The organism is Pedococcus sp. (assembly GCF_036554925.1).
In the GTDB taxonomy this organism is placed as follows: domain Bacteria; phylum Actinomycetota; class Actinomycetes; order Actinomycetales; family Dermatophilaceae; genus Pedococcus_A.
The window spans coordinates 1-15,678 of sequence record NZ_DATBMI010000225.1 but is presented as its reverse complement, the minus strand read 5'-3'; the positions used below and the strand labels follow the sequence as shown (position 1 = coordinate 15,678).

14 protein-coding genes are annotated in these 15,678 nt (G+C 70.2%); 7 read left to right on the top strand and 7 right to left on the bottom strand.

Annotated features, from left to right (window positions below; all coding sequences use genetic code 11):
- Both VIB11_RS16770 and VIB11_RS16765 read right to left on the bottom strand, forming a co-directional pair.
- On the bottom strand, positions 1-418 hold a 418-nt coding region (locus VIB11_RS16770; protein ID WP_332057212.1), incomplete at its 3' end, for a DeoR/GlpR family DNA-binding transcription regulator.
- Positions 419-421: 3 nt separating this feature from the next.
- Entirely contained in the window at positions 422-2,404 is a 1,983-nt protein-coding gene (locus VIB11_RS16765; protein ID WP_332057211.1) for a beta-galactosidase, read from the bottom strand.
- A 279-nt stretch (positions 2,405-2,683) separates the two neighbouring features.
- Here VIB11_RS16765 and VIB11_RS16760 point away from each other — a divergent pair, with 279 nt between their 5' ends.
- From VIB11_RS16760 to VIB11_RS16730, 7 genes are read left to right on the top strand one after another with little or no spacing between them, the layout of a single operon-like run.
- Positions 2,684-4,027 (top strand): ABC transporter substrate-binding protein, encoded by a 1,344-nt coding sequence (locus VIB11_RS16760; protein ID WP_332057210.1) that lies wholly within the window; start codon positions 2,684-2,686, stop codon positions 4,025-4,027.
- 49 nt (positions 4,028-4,076) lie between these two features.
- Positions 4,077-4,964, top strand: a complete 888-nt coding sequence (locus tag VIB11_RS16755) for a sugar ABC transporter permease (RefSeq protein WP_332057209.1) — start codon at positions 4,077-4,079, stop codon at positions 4,962-4,964.
- The gene (locus VIB11_RS16750) at positions 4,961-5,905 is read left to right on the top strand and encodes a carbohydrate ABC transporter permease (protein WP_332057208.1); all 945 of its coding nucleotides are present in this window, start codon (positions 4,961-4,963) and stop codon (positions 5,903-5,905) included. Before VIB11_RS16755 ends, VIB11_RS16750 begins: the two co-directional genes overlap by 4 nt.
- Positions 5,902-8,049 carry an alpha-galactosidase gene (locus VIB11_RS16745; protein ID WP_332057207.1) on the top strand — a complete coding sequence of 716 codons (2,148 nt, stop codon included), beginning with the start codon at positions 5,902-5,904 and terminating at the stop codon, positions 8,047-8,049. Before VIB11_RS16750 ends, VIB11_RS16745 begins: the two co-directional genes overlap by 4 nt.
- Positions 8,050-8,053: 4 nt before the next feature.
- Positions 8,054-9,085: a tryptophan--tRNA ligase gene (trpS, locus tag VIB11_RS16740; protein WP_332057206.1), complete on the top strand. Its 1,032-nt coding sequence runs from the start codon at positions 8,054-8,056 to the stop codon at positions 9,083-9,085.
- Positions 9,086-9,095: 10 nt separating this feature from the next.
- The gene (locus tag VIB11_RS16735) at positions 9,096-9,611 is read left to right on the top strand and encodes a 2'-5' RNA ligase family protein (RefSeq protein ID WP_332057205.1); all 516 of its coding nucleotides are present in this window, start codon (positions 9,096-9,098) and stop codon (positions 9,609-9,611) included.
- Between the two features lies 1 nt (position 9,612).
- Entirely contained in the window at positions 9,613-10,698 is a 1,086-nt protein-coding gene (locus VIB11_RS16730; protein ID WP_332057204.1) for a YihY/virulence factor BrkB family protein, read from the top strand.
- 49 nt (positions 10,699-10,747) lie between these two features.
- Here VIB11_RS16730 and VIB11_RS16725 read toward each other — a convergent pair whose 3' ends face one another.
- From VIB11_RS16725 to sdhC, 5 genes are all read right to left on the bottom strand, one after another.
- Positions 10,748-11,866 (bottom strand): hypothetical protein, encoded by a 1,119-nt coding sequence (locus VIB11_RS16725; RefSeq protein ID WP_332057203.1) that lies wholly within the window; start codon positions 11,864-11,866, stop codon positions 10,748-10,750.
- A 155-nt stretch (positions 11,867-12,021) separates the two neighbouring features.
- Positions 12,022-12,783, bottom strand: a complete 762-nt coding sequence (locus VIB11_RS16720; RefSeq protein ID WP_332057202.1) for a succinate dehydrogenase iron-sulfur subunit — start codon at positions 12,781-12,783, stop codon at positions 12,022-12,024.
- Complete coding sequence (gene sdhA / locus VIB11_RS16715; protein ID WP_332057201.1) at positions 12,783-14,558, bottom strand: succinate dehydrogenase flavoprotein subunit; 1,776 nt, start codon at positions 14,556-14,558, stop codon at positions 12,783-12,785. The genes VIB11_RS16720 and sdhA overlap by 1 nt, the downstream gene beginning before the upstream one ends.
- A gap of 13 nt (positions 14,559-14,571) precedes the next feature.
- Positions 14,572-15,024 carry a succinate dehydrogenase hydrophobic membrane anchor subunit gene (locus tag VIB11_RS16710; RefSeq protein ID WP_332057200.1) on the bottom strand — a complete coding sequence of 151 codons (453 nt, stop codon included), beginning with the start codon at positions 15,022-15,024 and terminating at the stop codon, positions 14,572-14,574.
- Positions 15,025-15,035: 11 nt separating this feature from the next.
- The gene (gene sdhC / locus VIB11_RS16705; protein ID WP_275810164.1) at positions 15,036-15,413 is read right to left on the bottom strand and encodes a succinate dehydrogenase, cytochrome b556 subunit; all 378 of its coding nucleotides are present in this window, start codon (positions 15,411-15,413) and stop codon (positions 15,036-15,038) included.
- Positions 15,414-15,678 lie beyond the last annotated feature (265 nt).

Genomic DNA, 15,678 nt, shown 5'->3' with positions numbered 1-15,678 from the left:
TCTGGCCGGGCGTGCCGGACTCGTGGAGCAGCTGGGCCACCGGGATGGAGTTCGTGACGACGGTGAGGTCCGGGACGCCTCGCACCACTCGCGCCAGCTCGTAGGTCGTCGTGCCTGCGGAGATCCCGATCGCGGCGCCCGGCTCGACCAACGCGGCTGCGGCCGCCGCGATGGCGCGCTTCTGCCGAGTCATCAGGGACGACTTGGCGGTGAAGCCGGGCTCCTCGCTGCTGCGGGCCCCCAGGGCCAGGGCCCCGCCGTGGACGCGCTCGAGGACCCCCTCCTGGGCCAGCTGCTCGATGTCCCGGCGGATGGTCATGTCGGAGACACCGAGCTGCTCGACGAGGTCGGCCACCCGCACCGCGCCGGACTCGGCGACGAGGGACGCGATGGTGGCGCGGCGCTGGCTGGCGAGCATGGGCTAGGCCTCCCGGACGACGGCCACGCCGCCGGGTTCGAGGACGACGCTGCCGACGGGGCGGTCGCTCACGAGGTCGTGCCCTGCGACCTCGACCGTCTGCTCCTGCGCGGTGTCGTTGGCGAGGAACAGCCAGGAGCCGTGCTCGCCGCGGCGACGGACGGCCTCGACGCCGGGGGCGACCTCCGCGGCGGGCGAGACGCCGGCAGCCGTGACGATGCGCCCGAGCACGGCGTCCAGGCTCTGGTCGTCGGGAAGAGTGCTGAGGTACCACGCGCTGCCACCTCCGGCCCGGGCGCGCGTGACGGCGGGCCGCCCGGCGAGGGGGCCCTCCGCATACACGCCCAGGACCTCGGCCGTGGTGGGCGTGACGTCCTCGCTCCAGAGCCGTCCGGTGCCCTCGGACAGGGCGACGGTCTCGCCCGGGAGCAGGGGGAAGAACTCCTCCACCCGGACCCCGAGCAGGTCGCGGAACGCCCCGGGGTAGCCCCCGAGGCGCACGTGGTCGTGCTCGTCGCTGATCCCGGAGAAGAACGTCACCAGCACCTGGGCACCCGACTCCGCGGCTGCGGCGATCGCGGCGGCGTGCTCGTCACGGACGAGGTACAGCGTCGGGACGACGACGACCCGGTAGGCGGTCAGGTCGGCGCTCGGGTGCACCACGTCCGCAGTGATGCCGCGCCCGCGCAGCAGCCGGTGGATCGACTGTCCGACGAGGGCGTACTCGAGGTCACCCGAGGGCATCGCGGGGCCGGATGCCGCCCAGCCGGCCTGGTAGTCCCACAGGATGGCGACGTCGGCCTCGACCCTGGACCCGCGCACCTCGCCGAGCCGCCCGGCGATGGCGCCGAGCTCGCACACCTCGCGGAACCTCGCGCTGTCGCGGCCTGCGTGGGGGACGAGCGCCGAGTGGAACTTCTCCGACCCGGCCCGGGACTGCCGCCACTGGAAGAAGCCGATCGTGTCGGCGCCCCGGGCGACGTGGGCGAGGCTGTCGCGGATCGTCTGCCCGGGTGCCTTGGCCCGGTTGACCGGCTGCCAGTTGACGGCGCTCGTCGAGTGCTCCATGAGCATCCACGGGGCGCCACCGGCGATGCCCCGCGTGAGGTCGGCGCTGAACGCCAGCTCGGCGCGCGGGTGCTCCAGCGACTCGATGACGTAGTGGTCGGTGCTGACGACGTCCTGCTCCGGGGCCCAGTCGTGGTAGTCGAGGTGGCGGAAGTGGGTGAGGGTCATGAAGTTGGTCGTCACCGGCACCCCGGGGGAGTGCTCGACGAGCACCGCCTTCTCCTCGCGGAAGAAGTCCAGCAGGGTGTCGGAGCCGAACCGGGCGAAGTCGAGCTGGTGCGTCGGGTTCGCGAAGGTGGTCGTGCGCCGCGGCGGCAGGATCTGGTCCCAGTCGGTGTAGCGCTGGCTCCAGAAGGCCGTCCCCCAGGCGTCGTTGACGGCGTCGAGCCCCGGGTAGCGCTGCCTGAGCCAGCGACGGAACGCTCCGGCGCAGGTGTCGCAGTAGCACGGCAGGTTGTGGCAGGCGTACTCGTTCGAGACGTGCCACAGCGCCAGCGCGGGGTGGTCGCGGTAGTGCCGGGCCAGCTGGGTGGTCAGGGCGAGGGCGTGCTCGCGGTAGACCGGGGAGCTCGGGCACCAGGCCTGCCGGCTGCCGGGCCACAGGGTGTGGCCGTCGCGGTCCACGGGCAGGATCTCCGGGTGGGCGGCCGACAGCCAGGGCGGCGGAGTGGCGGTCGCGGTGGCGAGGTCGACGGCGATGCCGTTCTCGTGCAGCAGCCCCATGACCTCGTCGAGCCAGCCGAAGTCGTACTCGCCCTTGGCCGGCTCGAGCCAGGACCACGAGAAGACTCCGAGCGTGACGAACGAGACGCCTGCCTCGCGCATGAGCGCCATGTCCTCGCGCCACGTCGCGCGCGGCCACTGCTCGGGGTTGTAGTCGCCCCCGAGGGCGATCCGGTCTGTGGGCCACGGACGCATGCCACACAGTGTTGACCGCCAGTGTCGTTGATGTCAACAGAAACCAACATCGACCGGGTGCGGCGTCGAGCCCTGTCGCGTCCCGGGGCTGGGCGGCGCGGACGCTGCTGCCACTGAGCGTCTTCCGTGCAGTGTGCCGAAGGCAACGAGTTGGTTGCAGCCCCTTGACAGGAGGTTCACCTCCGGAACATGCTCGTTCGGTATTGGTGGTTTCTGAGCGAACATGTGACGCGGCAGAGGCCCCACGACACCCGCATCCGCTGCGTCAAAGGAGACGACATGTCGCGCCCCGCCACCCACGACGAATACCTCGCCAGCCTGGTGCCCGACTCGGTCAAGGGTGTCTCGAGGCGCACCCTCCTCCGGGGCGCCCTCGGCGCTGGCACCCTCCTCGCTGCTCCGTCGCTGCTCACGGCGTGTGGCGGCGACGGCGGCTCCTCCTCGGGTGCCGCCACCGGCACCGTCACCCTGGGCTCGAACCAGTCCGACGCTGTGCCGAAGGCTGCCATCCAGAGCGTGATGGACGCCTTCCAGAAGGCGAACCCCGGCCTGACGGTGAAGATCAACACCATCGACCACAACTCGTTCCAGGAGAACATCAACAACTACCTGCAGGGCTCGCCGGACGACGTCTTCATGTGGTTCGCCGGGTACCGCATGCGGTTCTTCGCCAGCCGCGACCTCGCCGGTGACGTGGGGGAGGCCTGGAAGAACATCCAGGGCATGACCGAGGCGCTGAAGAAGTCGTCGACGGGGGACGACGGCAAGCAGTACTTCGTCCCGTCGACCTACTACCCGTGGGCCCTCTTCTACCGCAAGAGCGTGTTCTCGAAGTACGGCTACGAGGTGCCGAAGACGATGGACGAGTTCACGGCCCTCGGCGCGCAGATGAAGAAGGACGGCCTGGTCCCGATCGCCTTCGGCGACAAGGACGGCTGGCCCGCCATGGGGACCTTCGACCAGCTGAACCTCCGCGTCAACGGCTACGACTTCCACGTCAGCCTCATGGCCGGCGAGGAGGCCTGGAACAGCGACAAGGTCAAGAAGGTCTTCGACACCTGGGCAGGGCTCCTCCCCATGCACCAGCCGGACTCCCTCGGGCGCACCTGGCAGGAAGCCGCCCAGACGCTCCAGCAGGGCAAGGCGGGGGTCTACCTGCTCGGCTCGTTCGTCGCTCAGCAGTTCAAGCAGGGCGCCGAGCAGGACGACCTCGACTTCTTCAACTTCCCGGAGATCGACCCGGCGATCGGCTCCGACGCCATCGAGGCGCCGATCGACGGCTACATGATGTCCAAGCGGCCCAAGAACGAGGCTGGTGCGCTCAAGCTGCTGAGCTACGTGGGGAACGCCGACGCGCAGGACATCGTGGTCAAGGCCGACCCCAGCGTGATCGCCACGAACGAGAACGCCGACCAGTCGGGCTACACCGCCCTGCAGAAGAAGTCGGTCGAGTTCGTGAAGTCCGCGAAGTCCATCGCCCAGTTCATGGACCGCGACACGCGCCCGGACTTCGCGAGCACCGTGATGATCCCGGCGATCCAGCAGTTCATCAAGAACCCGAAGGACATCGACGGCCTGGTCAACAGCATCGAGAAGCAGAAGCAGAGCATCTTCTCCAGCTGAGCCCGCTGACGAGTCCAGCTGAGCCCGCTGACGAGCGACCGAGGAAACCATGGCCAAGTACAAGGGAATCAACCAGCTGTCAGGTGTGGACCGTGTCGTCGTCGGCCTCATGGTCGTCGTCCCGACGCTGCTGGTGCTGTGGCTGGTCTGGGTGCCGGCGATCGGCTCGGTCCTGCTGTCGTTCACGAACTGGGACGGCATCGGGCCGGTCTCCTCCGTGGAGTTCATCGGCACGAAGAACTACAGCGACGTGGTCAGCATCTACCCGCCGTTCTGGCCGGCGGTGCAGCACAACCTGATCTGGCTCGCGGTGATGTTCCTGGTCGCGACGCCGTTCGGGATGTTCCTCGCCGTGCTGCTCGACCGGGAGCTGCGCGGGACCCGGGTCTACCAGACGGCGATCTACCTGCCGGTGGTGCTCTCGCTCGCCCTCGTCGGGTTCATCTGGCAGCTGATCTACAGCCGTGACCAGGGCCTGATCAACCAGGTGACCGGCTCCACGATCGACTGGTACGGCGACCCGCAGTACAACCTGTGGGCCGCCCTCGTGGCCTCGAGCTGGCGGCACGTCGGCTACGTCATGCTGCTCTACCTGGCCGGGCTCAAGGGCGTGGACCCCTCGCTGCGTGAGGCGGCGAAGGTGGACGGCGCCAACGAGCGGACGACCTTCTTCAAGGTGGTCTTCCCCGTGATGGCCCCGATCAACATCATCGTCCTGGTCATCACGGTGATCGAGTCGCTGCGCGCGTTCGACCTGGCCTGGGTGATCAACAAGGGCCGCAACGGCCTCGAGCTGCTGGGCACGCTGGTGACGTCCAACGTGGTGGGCGAGGCGAGCCGAATCGGGTTCGGGTCGGCCATCGCCTCGATCATGCTCGTCCTCTCCTCGGTCTTCGTGGCCCTGTACATCCGCTACATCATGAGGGAGCAGTCATGACCGCCACCGCCAGCCGAGCGAACGACGCGCCCCGGCAGGTCGGCACCCGCAACCCGGCGGCGCCCCGCCGCGGGGGCTCTCCCGGAGGGCGGAGCCGGCGGGAACGGCTGGCCGTGCAGGGCTTCCTCGCGGTCATGGCGCTGCTGTGGATCTTCCCCGTCGCGTATGCCGTGCTGGCGAGCTTCCGGGACTACGCCTACACCGCGGAGCACGGTTACCTGTCCTTCGGCGGCTTCACGCTGCAGAACTACAAGGACGCCTGGTCCCAGGCGAACTTCTCGCAGACGATGGTCAACTCGGCCATCGTGACGATCCCCGCGGTGCTGCTGACGCTGTTCCTGTCGTGCTGCATCGCGTTCGTCGTGGCTCGCTTCTCCTTCCGGTTCAACCTCGCGCTGCTCGGCCTGTTCACGGCGGCCAACCTCCTGCCGCCGCAGGCGCTGCTGATCCCCGTCTACCGGATGTTCCGCGCCATCGAGGTGCCCTTCTGGTTCAGCGAGTCGGGGACCCTCCTCAACAGCTACTGGGGCCTGATCGCGGTCAACGTCGCCTTCCAGACGGGGTTCTGCGCCTTCGTCCTGTCCAACTACATGAAGGCCCTCCCGCGGGAGCTCTACGAGTCGGCGGTCGTCGACGGTGCCAGCGTGACGCGGCAGTTCTTCCAGATCACCCTGCCGCTCTGCCGCCCCGCACTCGCGGCCCTGGCCACCCTGCAGGTCACGTGGATCTACAACGAGTTCTTCTGGGCGACCGTGCTGCTGCAGTCCGGTGACAAGTTCCCCGTGACGAGCTCGCTGAACAACCTGCGCGGTGAGTTCTTCACCGACAACAACCTCGTCGCCGCTGGGTCGGTCGTCGTCGCGCTGCCCACCCTCATCGTCTTCTTCGTGCTGCAGAAGCAGTTCGTCGCCGGCCTGACGCTGGGAGCCACCAAGGGATGACGCACGACCTCGCCGTCCTGCGGTCCGCCGGGACCGCCCTCGTCCTCGACACCTCCGGCCCCGGCCTTCCTCGGGTGCTGCACTGGGGAGCCGACCTGCCCGACGAGGCGGTGGCAGACCTGCCACGGCTCGTCGAGGGGCCGGTGCCGCACAGCGCCTTCGACGCGCCGTGGCCGCTCACCGTGCTGCCGAGCCAGGCCGACGGCTGGTCGGGCACCCCTGGGTATGCCGCGCACCGTGCGGGCGGGGGAGCCGCGCCGCGCTGGGATGCGACGTCGCAGACCTTGGGGGAGAGCGAGATCCGCGTCGTCGCCACCGACGGTGGGGTGGAGGTCACGCTGTCCTACCGTCTGGACGGTGACGGCGTCCTCACCGCCTCCGGCACGGCCGCGAACGTGGGAGACGACAGCGCACTCCTCGACCTGGCCGCGCTGCGCCTGCTGCTGCCGCTCCCCTCCCGGGCCACCGAGGTCCTCGACCTCACCGGCAGGTGGTGCCGCGAGCGCTCCCCGCAGCGCCGGATGCTGACCGACGGCACCCACCTGCGGGCCTCGCGGCGGGGCCGCACCGGCCACGACGCCACCCTCCTGCTCTCTGTCGGCACCCCCGGGTTCGGCTTTCGCTCGGGCGAGGTGTGGTCCGTGCACGTGGCGTGGAGCGGCAACCACGAGCACCTCGTGGAGCGGCTTCCCGAGGGGGCAGGGATGCACTCCGCGGTGCTCGGCGGAGGCGAGCTCCTCGAGCCGGGCGAGATCCGGCTCGCGCCGCACGAGACGTATGCCGCGCCGGACGTCGTGTTCGTCCACTCCACCGGGGGGCTGGACGGCATCTCACGGCGGCTGCACCGCAGCCAGCGCGCGCGTGCGGTCCAGTCCGGCAGGCCACGGCCGCTGGTCCTCAACACCTGGGAGGCCGTCTACTTCGACCACGACCTGACACGCCTGCGGCAGCTGGCCGACACCGCCGCCGCGATCGGGGTCGAGCGCTTCGTCCTCGACGACGGCTGGTTCGGCGGTCGGCGGGACGACCGGCGCGGTCTGGGGGACTGGTGGGTCTCGCCGGACCTGTGGCCGCAGGGCCTCGGCCCGATCGTGACGTACGTCAAGGGCCTGGGCATGGAGTTCGGGCTGTGGTTCGAGCCCGAGATGGTCAACGTCGACTCCGACCTGGTGCGCAGGCACCCCGACTGGGTGCTCGGCCCGCGCGCCGGTCACCCGCGGGAGTGGCGGCACCAGCAGGTGCTCGACCTCGCCAACCCCGAGGCGGCCGCGCACATCGAGGCCCAGGTCAGCCGCCTGGTCACCGAGTACGGCATCGACTTCATCAAGTGGGACCACAACCGCGACCTGCACGAGGCGGTGCGCAGCGACGCGTCGGGGGCCGACCGGCCCGCGGTGCACGCGCAGACCGTGGCCCTCTACGCCCTGCTCGACCGGCTCCGTGCGTCCCACCCGCACCTGGAGATCGAGTCGTGCGCGAGCGGCGGGGCGCGCGTCGACCTCGGCGTCCTGGCCCGGACCGACAGGATCTGGACGAGCGACTGCAACGACGCCCTCGAGCGGGCCCAGATCCAGCGCTGGACCTCCCTGCTCGTGCCCGCCGAGCTGATGGGGACCCACATCGGGGCGCCCACGGCGCACACGACGCACCGCACCCTGGACCTGCCCTTCCGGATGCTCCTGGCGCTGCAGGGCCACGCGGGGCTGGAGTGGGACATCACCACGTGCGACGCCTCCGAGCTCGAGGCGCTGGCCGGCTGGGCGGCGCTCTACAAGGAGCTGCGGCCGCTGCTGCACACCGGTGACCTGGTGCGAGCCGGCCTCCCCGGTGACGACGGGCTGCTCCTGACGGGCACGGTCGCCGCGGACCGCACGCACGCGGCATACACGGTGCTGCGCACCCACACCGCTCCACCGGCTGTGGCAGGACTCGTGCCGCTGCCGGGCCTGGACCCGGAGCGCACGTACAGCGTGCGGGTCAGGGGCGAGGCGGGCCTGCCCCACACCGTGCAGACCGCGGCTCCCGGGTGGTGGCAGCAGGCCCTGGAGGGTGACCTCCGGCTCAGCGGAGCCCTGCTCGGGCAGGTGGGGCTGCCGATGCCGGTGCTCGCTCCGGCCCAGGGATTCGTGCTGCACCTCACCTGACACAATGGCGGGCATGTCTGCGCCGACCCCGACCTCGAGCCTGCCCCGGATCCTCTCCGGCATGCAGCCGACCAGTGACTCCCTGCACCTCGGCAACTACATCGGTGCGCTCGTCAACTGGGTGGGCCTGCAGGACGGGTTCGACGCCTACTACTTCGTGGCCGACCTGCACGCGCTGACCGTGCCGACGGAGCCTGACGTGCTGCGGCACCGCACGCGGGTCACGGCCGCCCAGTTCATCGCCGGAGGGGTCGACCCGGCCCAGTCGGCGGTGTTCTGCCAGAGCCACATCACCGAGCACGCCGAGCTCGGGTGGGTGATGAGCTGCCTCACCAGCTTCGGCGAGGCCAGTCGCATGACGCAGTTCAAGGACAAGACGGCCAAGGGGCAGAACGCCAACGTCGGGCTGTTCACCTACCCGATGCTCATGGCCGCCGACATCCTCATGTACGACGCGCAGCGCGTGCCGGTCGGCGAGGACCAGCGCCAGCACCTCGAGATCACGCGCGACCTCGCCCAGCGCTTCAACACCCGCTTCGGCCAGACCCTCGTGGTCCCCGAGCCGCACATCCTCAAGTCGACCGCGAAGATCATGGACCTGCAGGACCCCACGTCGAAGATGTCGGGCTCGACCTCCGCCGACGCGGGGCTCATCCTGCTCAGCGATGACGCCAAGCGGATCACCAAGAAGATCAAGTCCGCGGTGACCGACACCGGGCGCGAGGTCCGCTTCGACCCCGAGACCAAGGCGGGCGTGTCGAACCTGCTGGTCATCCACAGCGCGCTGTCCGGGACCCCCGTCGAGGACCTCGAGCGGCACTTCGAGGGCCGTGGCTACGGCGACCTCAAGCGCGAGGTGGCGGAGGTGGTGGTCGCAGCGGTCGAGCCGTTCCAGAAGCGCATGGCCGAGCTGCTCGACGACCCCGCCGAGCTCGACCGCATGCTCGCCCAGGGGGCCGACCGGGCGCGCGAGGTCGCGCAGGCGACGATGGCGCGTGTTCGCGACCGCGTGGGGCTGCTGCCCAGCGTTCGGTAGGGTCGAGGCCGTGCCCACCATCGGTGTGTCCATTGCCATCCCGTCACCCCACGCAGAGATGCTGCAGGCCAAGCGCGCGTCGTTCGGCGACCCGCTGGCCGAGTCGATCCCGACGCACGTGACCCTGCTGCCGCCGACCGAGGTGGCGGAGGACGACCTCGGGCGTGCGGTCGCGCACCTCGAGCAGGTCGCCGAGGACGGGCACGCCTTCCCGATGGTGCTGCGCGGCACCGGCACGTTCCGGCCGATCTCGCCCGTCGTGTTCGTGCAGGTCTCCCGTGGCCTCGCGGAGTGCGAGCTGCTCGAGCAGGCGATCCGGAGCGGTCCGCTCAAGCGCGACCTCGCGTTCTACTACCACCCGCACGTCACGGTCGCCCACGACGTCCCGGAGGAGAGCCTCGACCGGGCGTTCACCGAGCTGGCCGACTTCGAGTGCCGGTTCGACGTGCGCGAGTTCCACCTCTACGAGCACGGGACCGACCAGGTCTGGCGCCCGGTCCGCTCCTTCGCGCTGAACGGCGGCTGAGGTGGACCGGCTCAAGGCGTGGTGGGCGCGCGCCCAGCAGACCCACCTGCTGCGGGCGTGGAAGCGCTACGGCGACACCCGGGGCAACGTCCTCGCCGGCGGTGTGGGGTACTTCGCGTTCTTCTCGATCTTCCCGGCGCTGCTGCTGGGGTTCACGATCTTCGGGCTCGTCCTCCAGGAGAGGCCCCAGCTCCTCGCCGAGGTGGAGAACTACTTCATCGAGACCTTCCCCGTCTTCGTCAAGACCGAGAGCAACCCCGACGGGATCATCGCCATCGAGGCGCCGACCAACCAGACGCTCACCCTCAGCGGGATCGTCTCCCTGGTCCTGTTGCTGGTGGCCGGCCTGGGCTGGCTCGGCGCGCTCCGCGAGGCCATCCGTGCGGTGTTCGGCATCCAGGGCAGGTCGGGCAACCTCGTGACGGCGAAGCTGCGCGACCTCGGCGTCATGGTCCTCTTCGGTGTCGCCATCGTCGTCTCCGCCGCTGTCGGTGCCGTGGCCGGTGCCGCGGCAGGGTGGGTCTCTGACCTCATCGGGCTCGGGGAGCAGGGGTGGCCCCTGACCGTCGTCTCGCTGCTCGTCGGCATGGCCCTGGACGGGGTCATCATCGCGCTGATGCTGCGGGCGCTCGCCGGGGTGGACATCCCCTGGCCGGTCCTGCGCAACGCCGCGCTCTTCGGCGGGGTGGCCCTGACGCTGCTGAAGAAGTTCGGCACCGTGCTGCTCCAGGGCACCCTCGGCAACCCGCTGTTCGCGTCGTTCGCGCTCGTCGTCGGCCTCCTCGTGTGGCTCAACCTGATGTCACGGCTGGTGCTCATCTCGGCAGCCTGGGCGGCGAACGACCTGGTCGTGGCCACACCGGTCGCGGACCTGAGCGAGGCCCAGCAGCGCAAGCTCCTCGAGGGCCCCGAGACCGGCCCCCTGACGGACCGGCAGCGCACCGACGCCGGACTGCCCACGTTCGGCCGGCGTGCCTCCGACCGGACGACGCTCGCCGCGGGGGCGGTCCTCGGTGCCACGGGTGCCTTCGCGATCGGCGGCCTGCTCCGCGGCGTACGGACGATGGTGGGGCGCGCCCTGCGCTAGGGGTGCGACCTGCGCCGGGGCCGCGCGAGCGCTCCCGCGGGGGCGTGCCCTAGTGGCGACGGGTGGTGCGGGTGATGGCGCGGGTCGCGAACACGCCCACGAGCAGGACCGCCGCGCCCAGGCCACCGAAGCCGACCCAGGGTGCAAGGCCAGCCTCGCTCAGCGCCCACCGGGACCCCGAGCGGAGCGCGGGGAGGGCCACGACGTCCCCCGCCGCCTGTGGCGGAGCAGGACTGCCCGGCGCGGGCACGGCGGCGGTGGTGGCGGATGGGAGCGCCGGCGGCTCGGTCACGGTGCCGGGCTCGACGAGCGAGCCCACGGGAGTCGCCCGCTCGCCGTAGCGGAAGGCCCAGTCGTACATGGCGGCCTGCGCGCGCCAGCTCGGGTCGAGGCCGTGCATCTCCGTGAGGATGTAGCGCTTCCCGCCGCGGCTGACCGCCGAGATGAAGGTGCGCTTGGCGGCGCTGGTGTAGCCGTTCTTGATCCCGATGGTGCCCTCGTAGTTGTAGAGCAGCCGGTTGTGGTTGGAGACGACGTAGGTGGACCTCTTCCCTCCCTTGCCGGGACGGCCCGGGAAGGCGATCTGCCGGGTCGTGACATAGGCCCGGAACTCCGGCAGCTGCATGGCCGCGCGACCGATCAGCGCCAGGTCGTAGGCGCTGGAGCTCTGGCCCGGGGCATCCAGGCCGGAGGGGTCCTTGGCGACCGTGTCGTGAGCGCCCAGGAAGCGTGCCTGCTCGTTCATCGCCGACAGGGTGGCCGGCAGGCCACCGCCCGCACGCGCCAGGGCGTAGGCAGCGTCGTTGCCGGAGGCCATCAGGAGGGCGCTGAAGAGCTGGCTGCCGGTGTAGGACTGCCCGGGAAGGAGGCCGACGCGGGTGCCGTCGGCGTTCGCGTCGGCAGCGGTCGCGGTGTACGAGCGGCGGGCGTCGACCCGCGGGATCAGGGTCAGCGCGGTCAGCGTCTTGAGCGTGCTCGCGGGCAGCAGCCGGGCGTGGGCGGCCTTGGCGGCGATGACCTCCCCGGTGTCCAGGTCGGCCAGCAGCCAGGACACGTTGCGCAGCGCCGGGGGAGCGGGCACGCCGGGCGGGAGGTCGACGACGACGCCCATGGACGCCAGACGCTCCCCGCCGACCGAGAGCCGGGGGTCGACCGTCTCCCTGGGCACGGGCAGGGTCGGGGTCCGTGGCGCCGGCGTGGGGCTGGGCGCGGCTGGGGCTGCCGACGCGGGCGAGCCGGCCGCAGGGGACACGACGGCGCCGCCGACCGCCAGCAGGAGGCTGGCAGCGGCGGCGGTCAGGTGTCGTCGTCGCACGTCGCGCGCTAGAACGCGTTCGTCAGCAGCGCGCGCTTGACCTCTTGGATCGCCTTGGTGACCTCGATGCCCCGCGGGCAGGCCTCCGTGCAGTTGAAGGTCGTGCGGCAGCGCCACACGCCCTCCTTGTCGTTGAGGACCTCGAGGCGCTGGGCGCCGCCCTCGTCGCGGCTGTCGAAGATGAAGCGGTGGGCGTTGACGATCGCGGCCGGGCCGAAGTACTGGCCGTCGTTCCAGAACACCGGGCAGCTGGTCGTGCACGCGGCGCACAGGATGCACTTCGTCGTGTCGTCGAAGCGGTCGCGGTCGGACTGGCTCTGGATGCGCTCGCGCGTGGGCTCGTTGCCGGTGGTGACGAGGAAGGGCATCACTTCGCGGTAGGCGTCGAAGAACGGCTCCATGTCGACGATGAGGTCCTTCTCGACGGGAAGGCCCTTGATCGGCTCGACGGTGATGGGCTTCCCGGGGTTGACGTCCTTGATGAGCGTCTTGCAGGCGAGCCGGTTCCTGCCGTTGATGCGCATCGCGTCGCTGCCGCACACGCCGTGCGCGCACGACCGGCGGAAGCTGAGCGAGCCGTCCTGGTCCCACTTGATCTGGTGGAGGGCGTCGAGCACGCGGTCGGTGGCGTGCGCCGTGACCTGGTAGTCCTCGAAGTGGGGAGCGCTGTCGGTCTCGGGGTTGTACCGCTCGACGCGCAGCGTGACCGTGAAGCTCGGGACCGCCCCTGCCTTCGCCTCGGTCTTCTTCTCTTCCACAGTGGCAGTCATCAGTACTTGCGCTCCATCGGCTGGTAGCGGGTCACGGTCACCGGCTTGTAGTCGAGGCGCACCTCGTCAGCGAACCGCGGCCCGTTGGCGACCTCGGTCACCGGCGCCCGGTAGGCCATGGTGTGCCGCATGAAGTTGACGTCGTCGCGGGCCTCGTAGTCCTCGCGGAAGTGGCCGCCACGGGACTCCTTGCGAGCCAGCGCGCCGAGGGTGATGACCTCGGCCAGCTCGATCAGGAAGCCGAGCTCGACAGCCTCGAGGAGGTCGGTGTTGTAGCGCTTGCCCTTGTCCTGGACCACGACGTTCGCGTAGCGCTCCTTGAGGGACTCGATGACGCCGAGTGCCTCCTTCATCGAGGCCTCGGTGCGGAAGACCTGGACGTTGCGGTCCATGGTCTCCTGCAGCTCGCGGCGCAGGTCGGCGACGCGCTCGCCGCTGGCGCGACCGCGGATCGACTCGACCATGCCCACGACGAGGGCCTCGGGCTGCTCGGGCAGGTCGACCCACGGGGCGTTGGCGGCGAACTCGGCGGCCGCGAGGCCGGCGCGGCGGCCGAAGACGTTGATGTCGAGCAGGCTGTTGGTGCCCAGGCGGTTCGAGCCGTGGACCGACACGCAGGCGACCTCGCCGGCGGCATACAGGCCGGGGACGACGTCGGTGTTGTTGCGCAGCACCTCAGTCTCGACGTTGGTCGGCACGCCGCCCATGGCGTAGTGGGCGGTCGGGTAGACCGGCACCGGCTCGGTGTAGGGCTCCACACCGAGGTAGGTGCGCGCGAACTCGGTGATGTCGGGGAGCTTGGCGTCGATGTGGGCCGGCTCGAGGTGGGTCAGGTCAAGCAGCACGTAGTCCTTGTTCGGACCGGCGCCGCGGCCCTCGCGCACCTCGTTGGCCATCGAGCGGGCGACGATGTCGCGCGGCGCGAGGTCCTTGATGGTGGGGGCGTAGCGCTCCATGAAGCGCTCGCCGTCGGCGTTGCGCAGGATGCCGCCCTCACCGCGGGCGGCCTCCGACAGGAGGATGCCGAGGCCGGCCAGACCGGTCGGGTGGAACTGGAAGAACTCCATGTCCTCGAGCGGGATGCCGCGGCGGAACACCACACCCATGCCGTCACCGGTGAGGGTGTGCGCGTTGGAGGTGGTCTTGAAGACCTTGCCGGTGCCGCCGGTGGCGAACACGACGGACTTGGCCTGGAAGACGTGGATCTCGCCGGTGGCCAGCTCGTAGGCCACGACGCCGGCGGTGCGCTGCACGCCGTCCGGGCCCTCGCTCATGAGCAGGTCGAGCACGTAGAACTCGTTGTAGAACTCCACGCCCTGCTTGATGCAGTTCTGGTAGAGCGTCTGGAGGATCATGTGGCCGGTGCGGTCCGCCGCGAAGCAGGAGCGGCGCACGGCGGCCTCGCCGTGGTTGCGGGTGTGCCCGCCGAAGCGGCGCTGGTCGATCCGGCCCTCGGGCGTGCGGTTGAACGGCAGGCCCATCTTCTCGAGGTCGATGACCGCGTCGATGGCCTCACGGCACATGATCTCGGCAGCGTCCTGGTCGACGAGGTAGTCGCCGCCCTTGACGGTGTCGAAGGTGTGCCACTCCCAGTTGTCCTCCTCGACGTTGGCGAGGGCGGCGCACATGCCGCCCTGGGCCGCGCCGGTGTGGGACCGGGTGGGGTAGAGCTTGGTGAGCACCGCGGTGCGCGTGCGCTTGGAGGACTCCAGGGCGGCACGCATACCGGCACCGCCGGCCCCCACGATGACGACGTCGTACTTGTGCGTCTGCATCAGTGTCGGTTCCTTACTTGCACTGCTCGAGGGTGGAGGCGGGGTCGATGCACGGGTCGAAGGTGAAGATCACCAGGGTGCCGAGCACGAGCACGATCAGGGCGCTCAGGACGAGCAGCGTCTTCAGGATGATGCGGGTGCTGTTCTTCTCCGCGTAGTCGTTGATGATCGTGCGAACGCCGTTGAAGCCGTGCAGCTCGGCCAGCCAGAGCATCAGCATGTCCCAGGTCTGCCAGAACGGGTTCGACCACTTGCCGGCGACGAACGCGAAGTCGATCTGGTTGATGCCCTCGCCCAGCATCAGGTTGACGAACAGGTGGCCGAAGACGAGGAACAGCAGCAGGACGCCGGACCCGCGCATGAACACCCAGGACCAGAGCTCGAAGTTGCCGCGGCCCTTGGACCGTCGGGCGTAGCGCGACTTCTGCGCGGGGAGGGCGGTGGGCTCGCTCGTGGTTGCGGTCATCAGCTGCCCTTTCAGTGCGAGAAGACGATGCTCAGGTGCCGGATCGCGAAGGGCGCGAAGAGCACGACGAAACCGATGACCACGGCCCAGAACATCTGGCGCTGCACGCGCGGGCCCCTGGACCAGAAGTCCACCGCCACGATCCGCAGACCGTTGAGCGCGTGGAAGATCACCGCCGCGACGAGGCCGGCCTCGCCGAGCCCCACGATCGGGTTCTTGTAGGTCTCCATGATGTCGTTGTAGGCCTCCGGGGAGACCCGCACGAGCGCCGTGTCGAGCACGTGCGCGAAGAGGAAGAGGAAGATGAGCACACCGCTGATCCGGTGGGCCACCCACGACCACATGCCCTCGCGTCCGCGGTAGAGCGTCCCGGTAGCTGACTGGGCCACTGCGCGTCCCTTTCAAGCCGAAGAATGGTGGCGGCGGCAAGCGTCCAGTGCTGGACGACGGCGGCCGTAGTTCGTCCGTCAGATTATCTGTCCCCATGGGACTGGTGCGACGCGGGTGCTGTGAGAAACCAGACAGATCGGGTTACCCGCCGGTATGCCGCGTGGCGCCGGCGCCGGCGCCGCGCGCCGCGCGCCGCGGTGTCGCGGTGTCGCCGGTCAGGCCGCGCGCGGGAACGTCACCGGGCGCAGCTGCTGGTAGTGGCCG

What these genes read in the sequence shown, in the direction of transcription:
- VIB11_RS16765 (WP_332057211.1), bottom strand. Translation starts at nt 2,404, where the DNA reads ATGCGTCCGTGGCCCACAGACCGGATCGCCCTCGGGGGCGACTACAAC.
- VIB11_RS16760 (WP_332057210.1), top strand. Translation starts at nt 2,684, where the DNA reads ATGTCGCGCCCCGCCACCCACGACGAATACCTCGCCAGCCTGGTGCCC.
- VIB11_RS16755 (WP_332057209.1), top strand. Translation starts at nt 4,077, where the DNA reads ATGGCCAAGTACAAGGGAATCAACCAGCTGTCAGGTGTGGACCGTGTC.
- VIB11_RS16750 (WP_332057208.1), top strand. Translation starts at nt 4,961, where the DNA reads ATGACCGCCACCGCCAGCCGAGCGAACGACGCGCCCCGGCAGGTCGGC.
- VIB11_RS16745 (WP_332057207.1), top strand. Translation starts at nt 5,902, where the DNA reads ATGACGCACGACCTCGCCGTCCTGCGGTCCGCCGGGACCGCCCTCGTC.
- trpS (WP_332057206.1), top strand. Translation starts at nt 8,054, where the DNA reads ATGGCGGGCATGTCTGCGCCGACCCCGACCTCGAGCCTGCCCCGGATC.
- VIB11_RS16720 (WP_332057202.1), bottom strand. Translation starts at nt 12,783, where the DNA reads ATGACTGCCACTGTGGAAGAGAAGAAGACCGAGGCGAAGGCAGGGGCG.
- sdhA (WP_332057201.1), bottom strand. Translation starts at nt 14,558, where the DNA reads ATGCAGACGCACAAGTACGACGTCGTCATCGTGGGGGCCGGCGGTGCC.
- VIB11_RS16710 (WP_332057200.1), bottom strand. Translation starts at nt 15,024, where the DNA reads ATGACCGCAACCACGAGCGAGCCCACCGCCCTCCCCGCGCAGAAGTCG.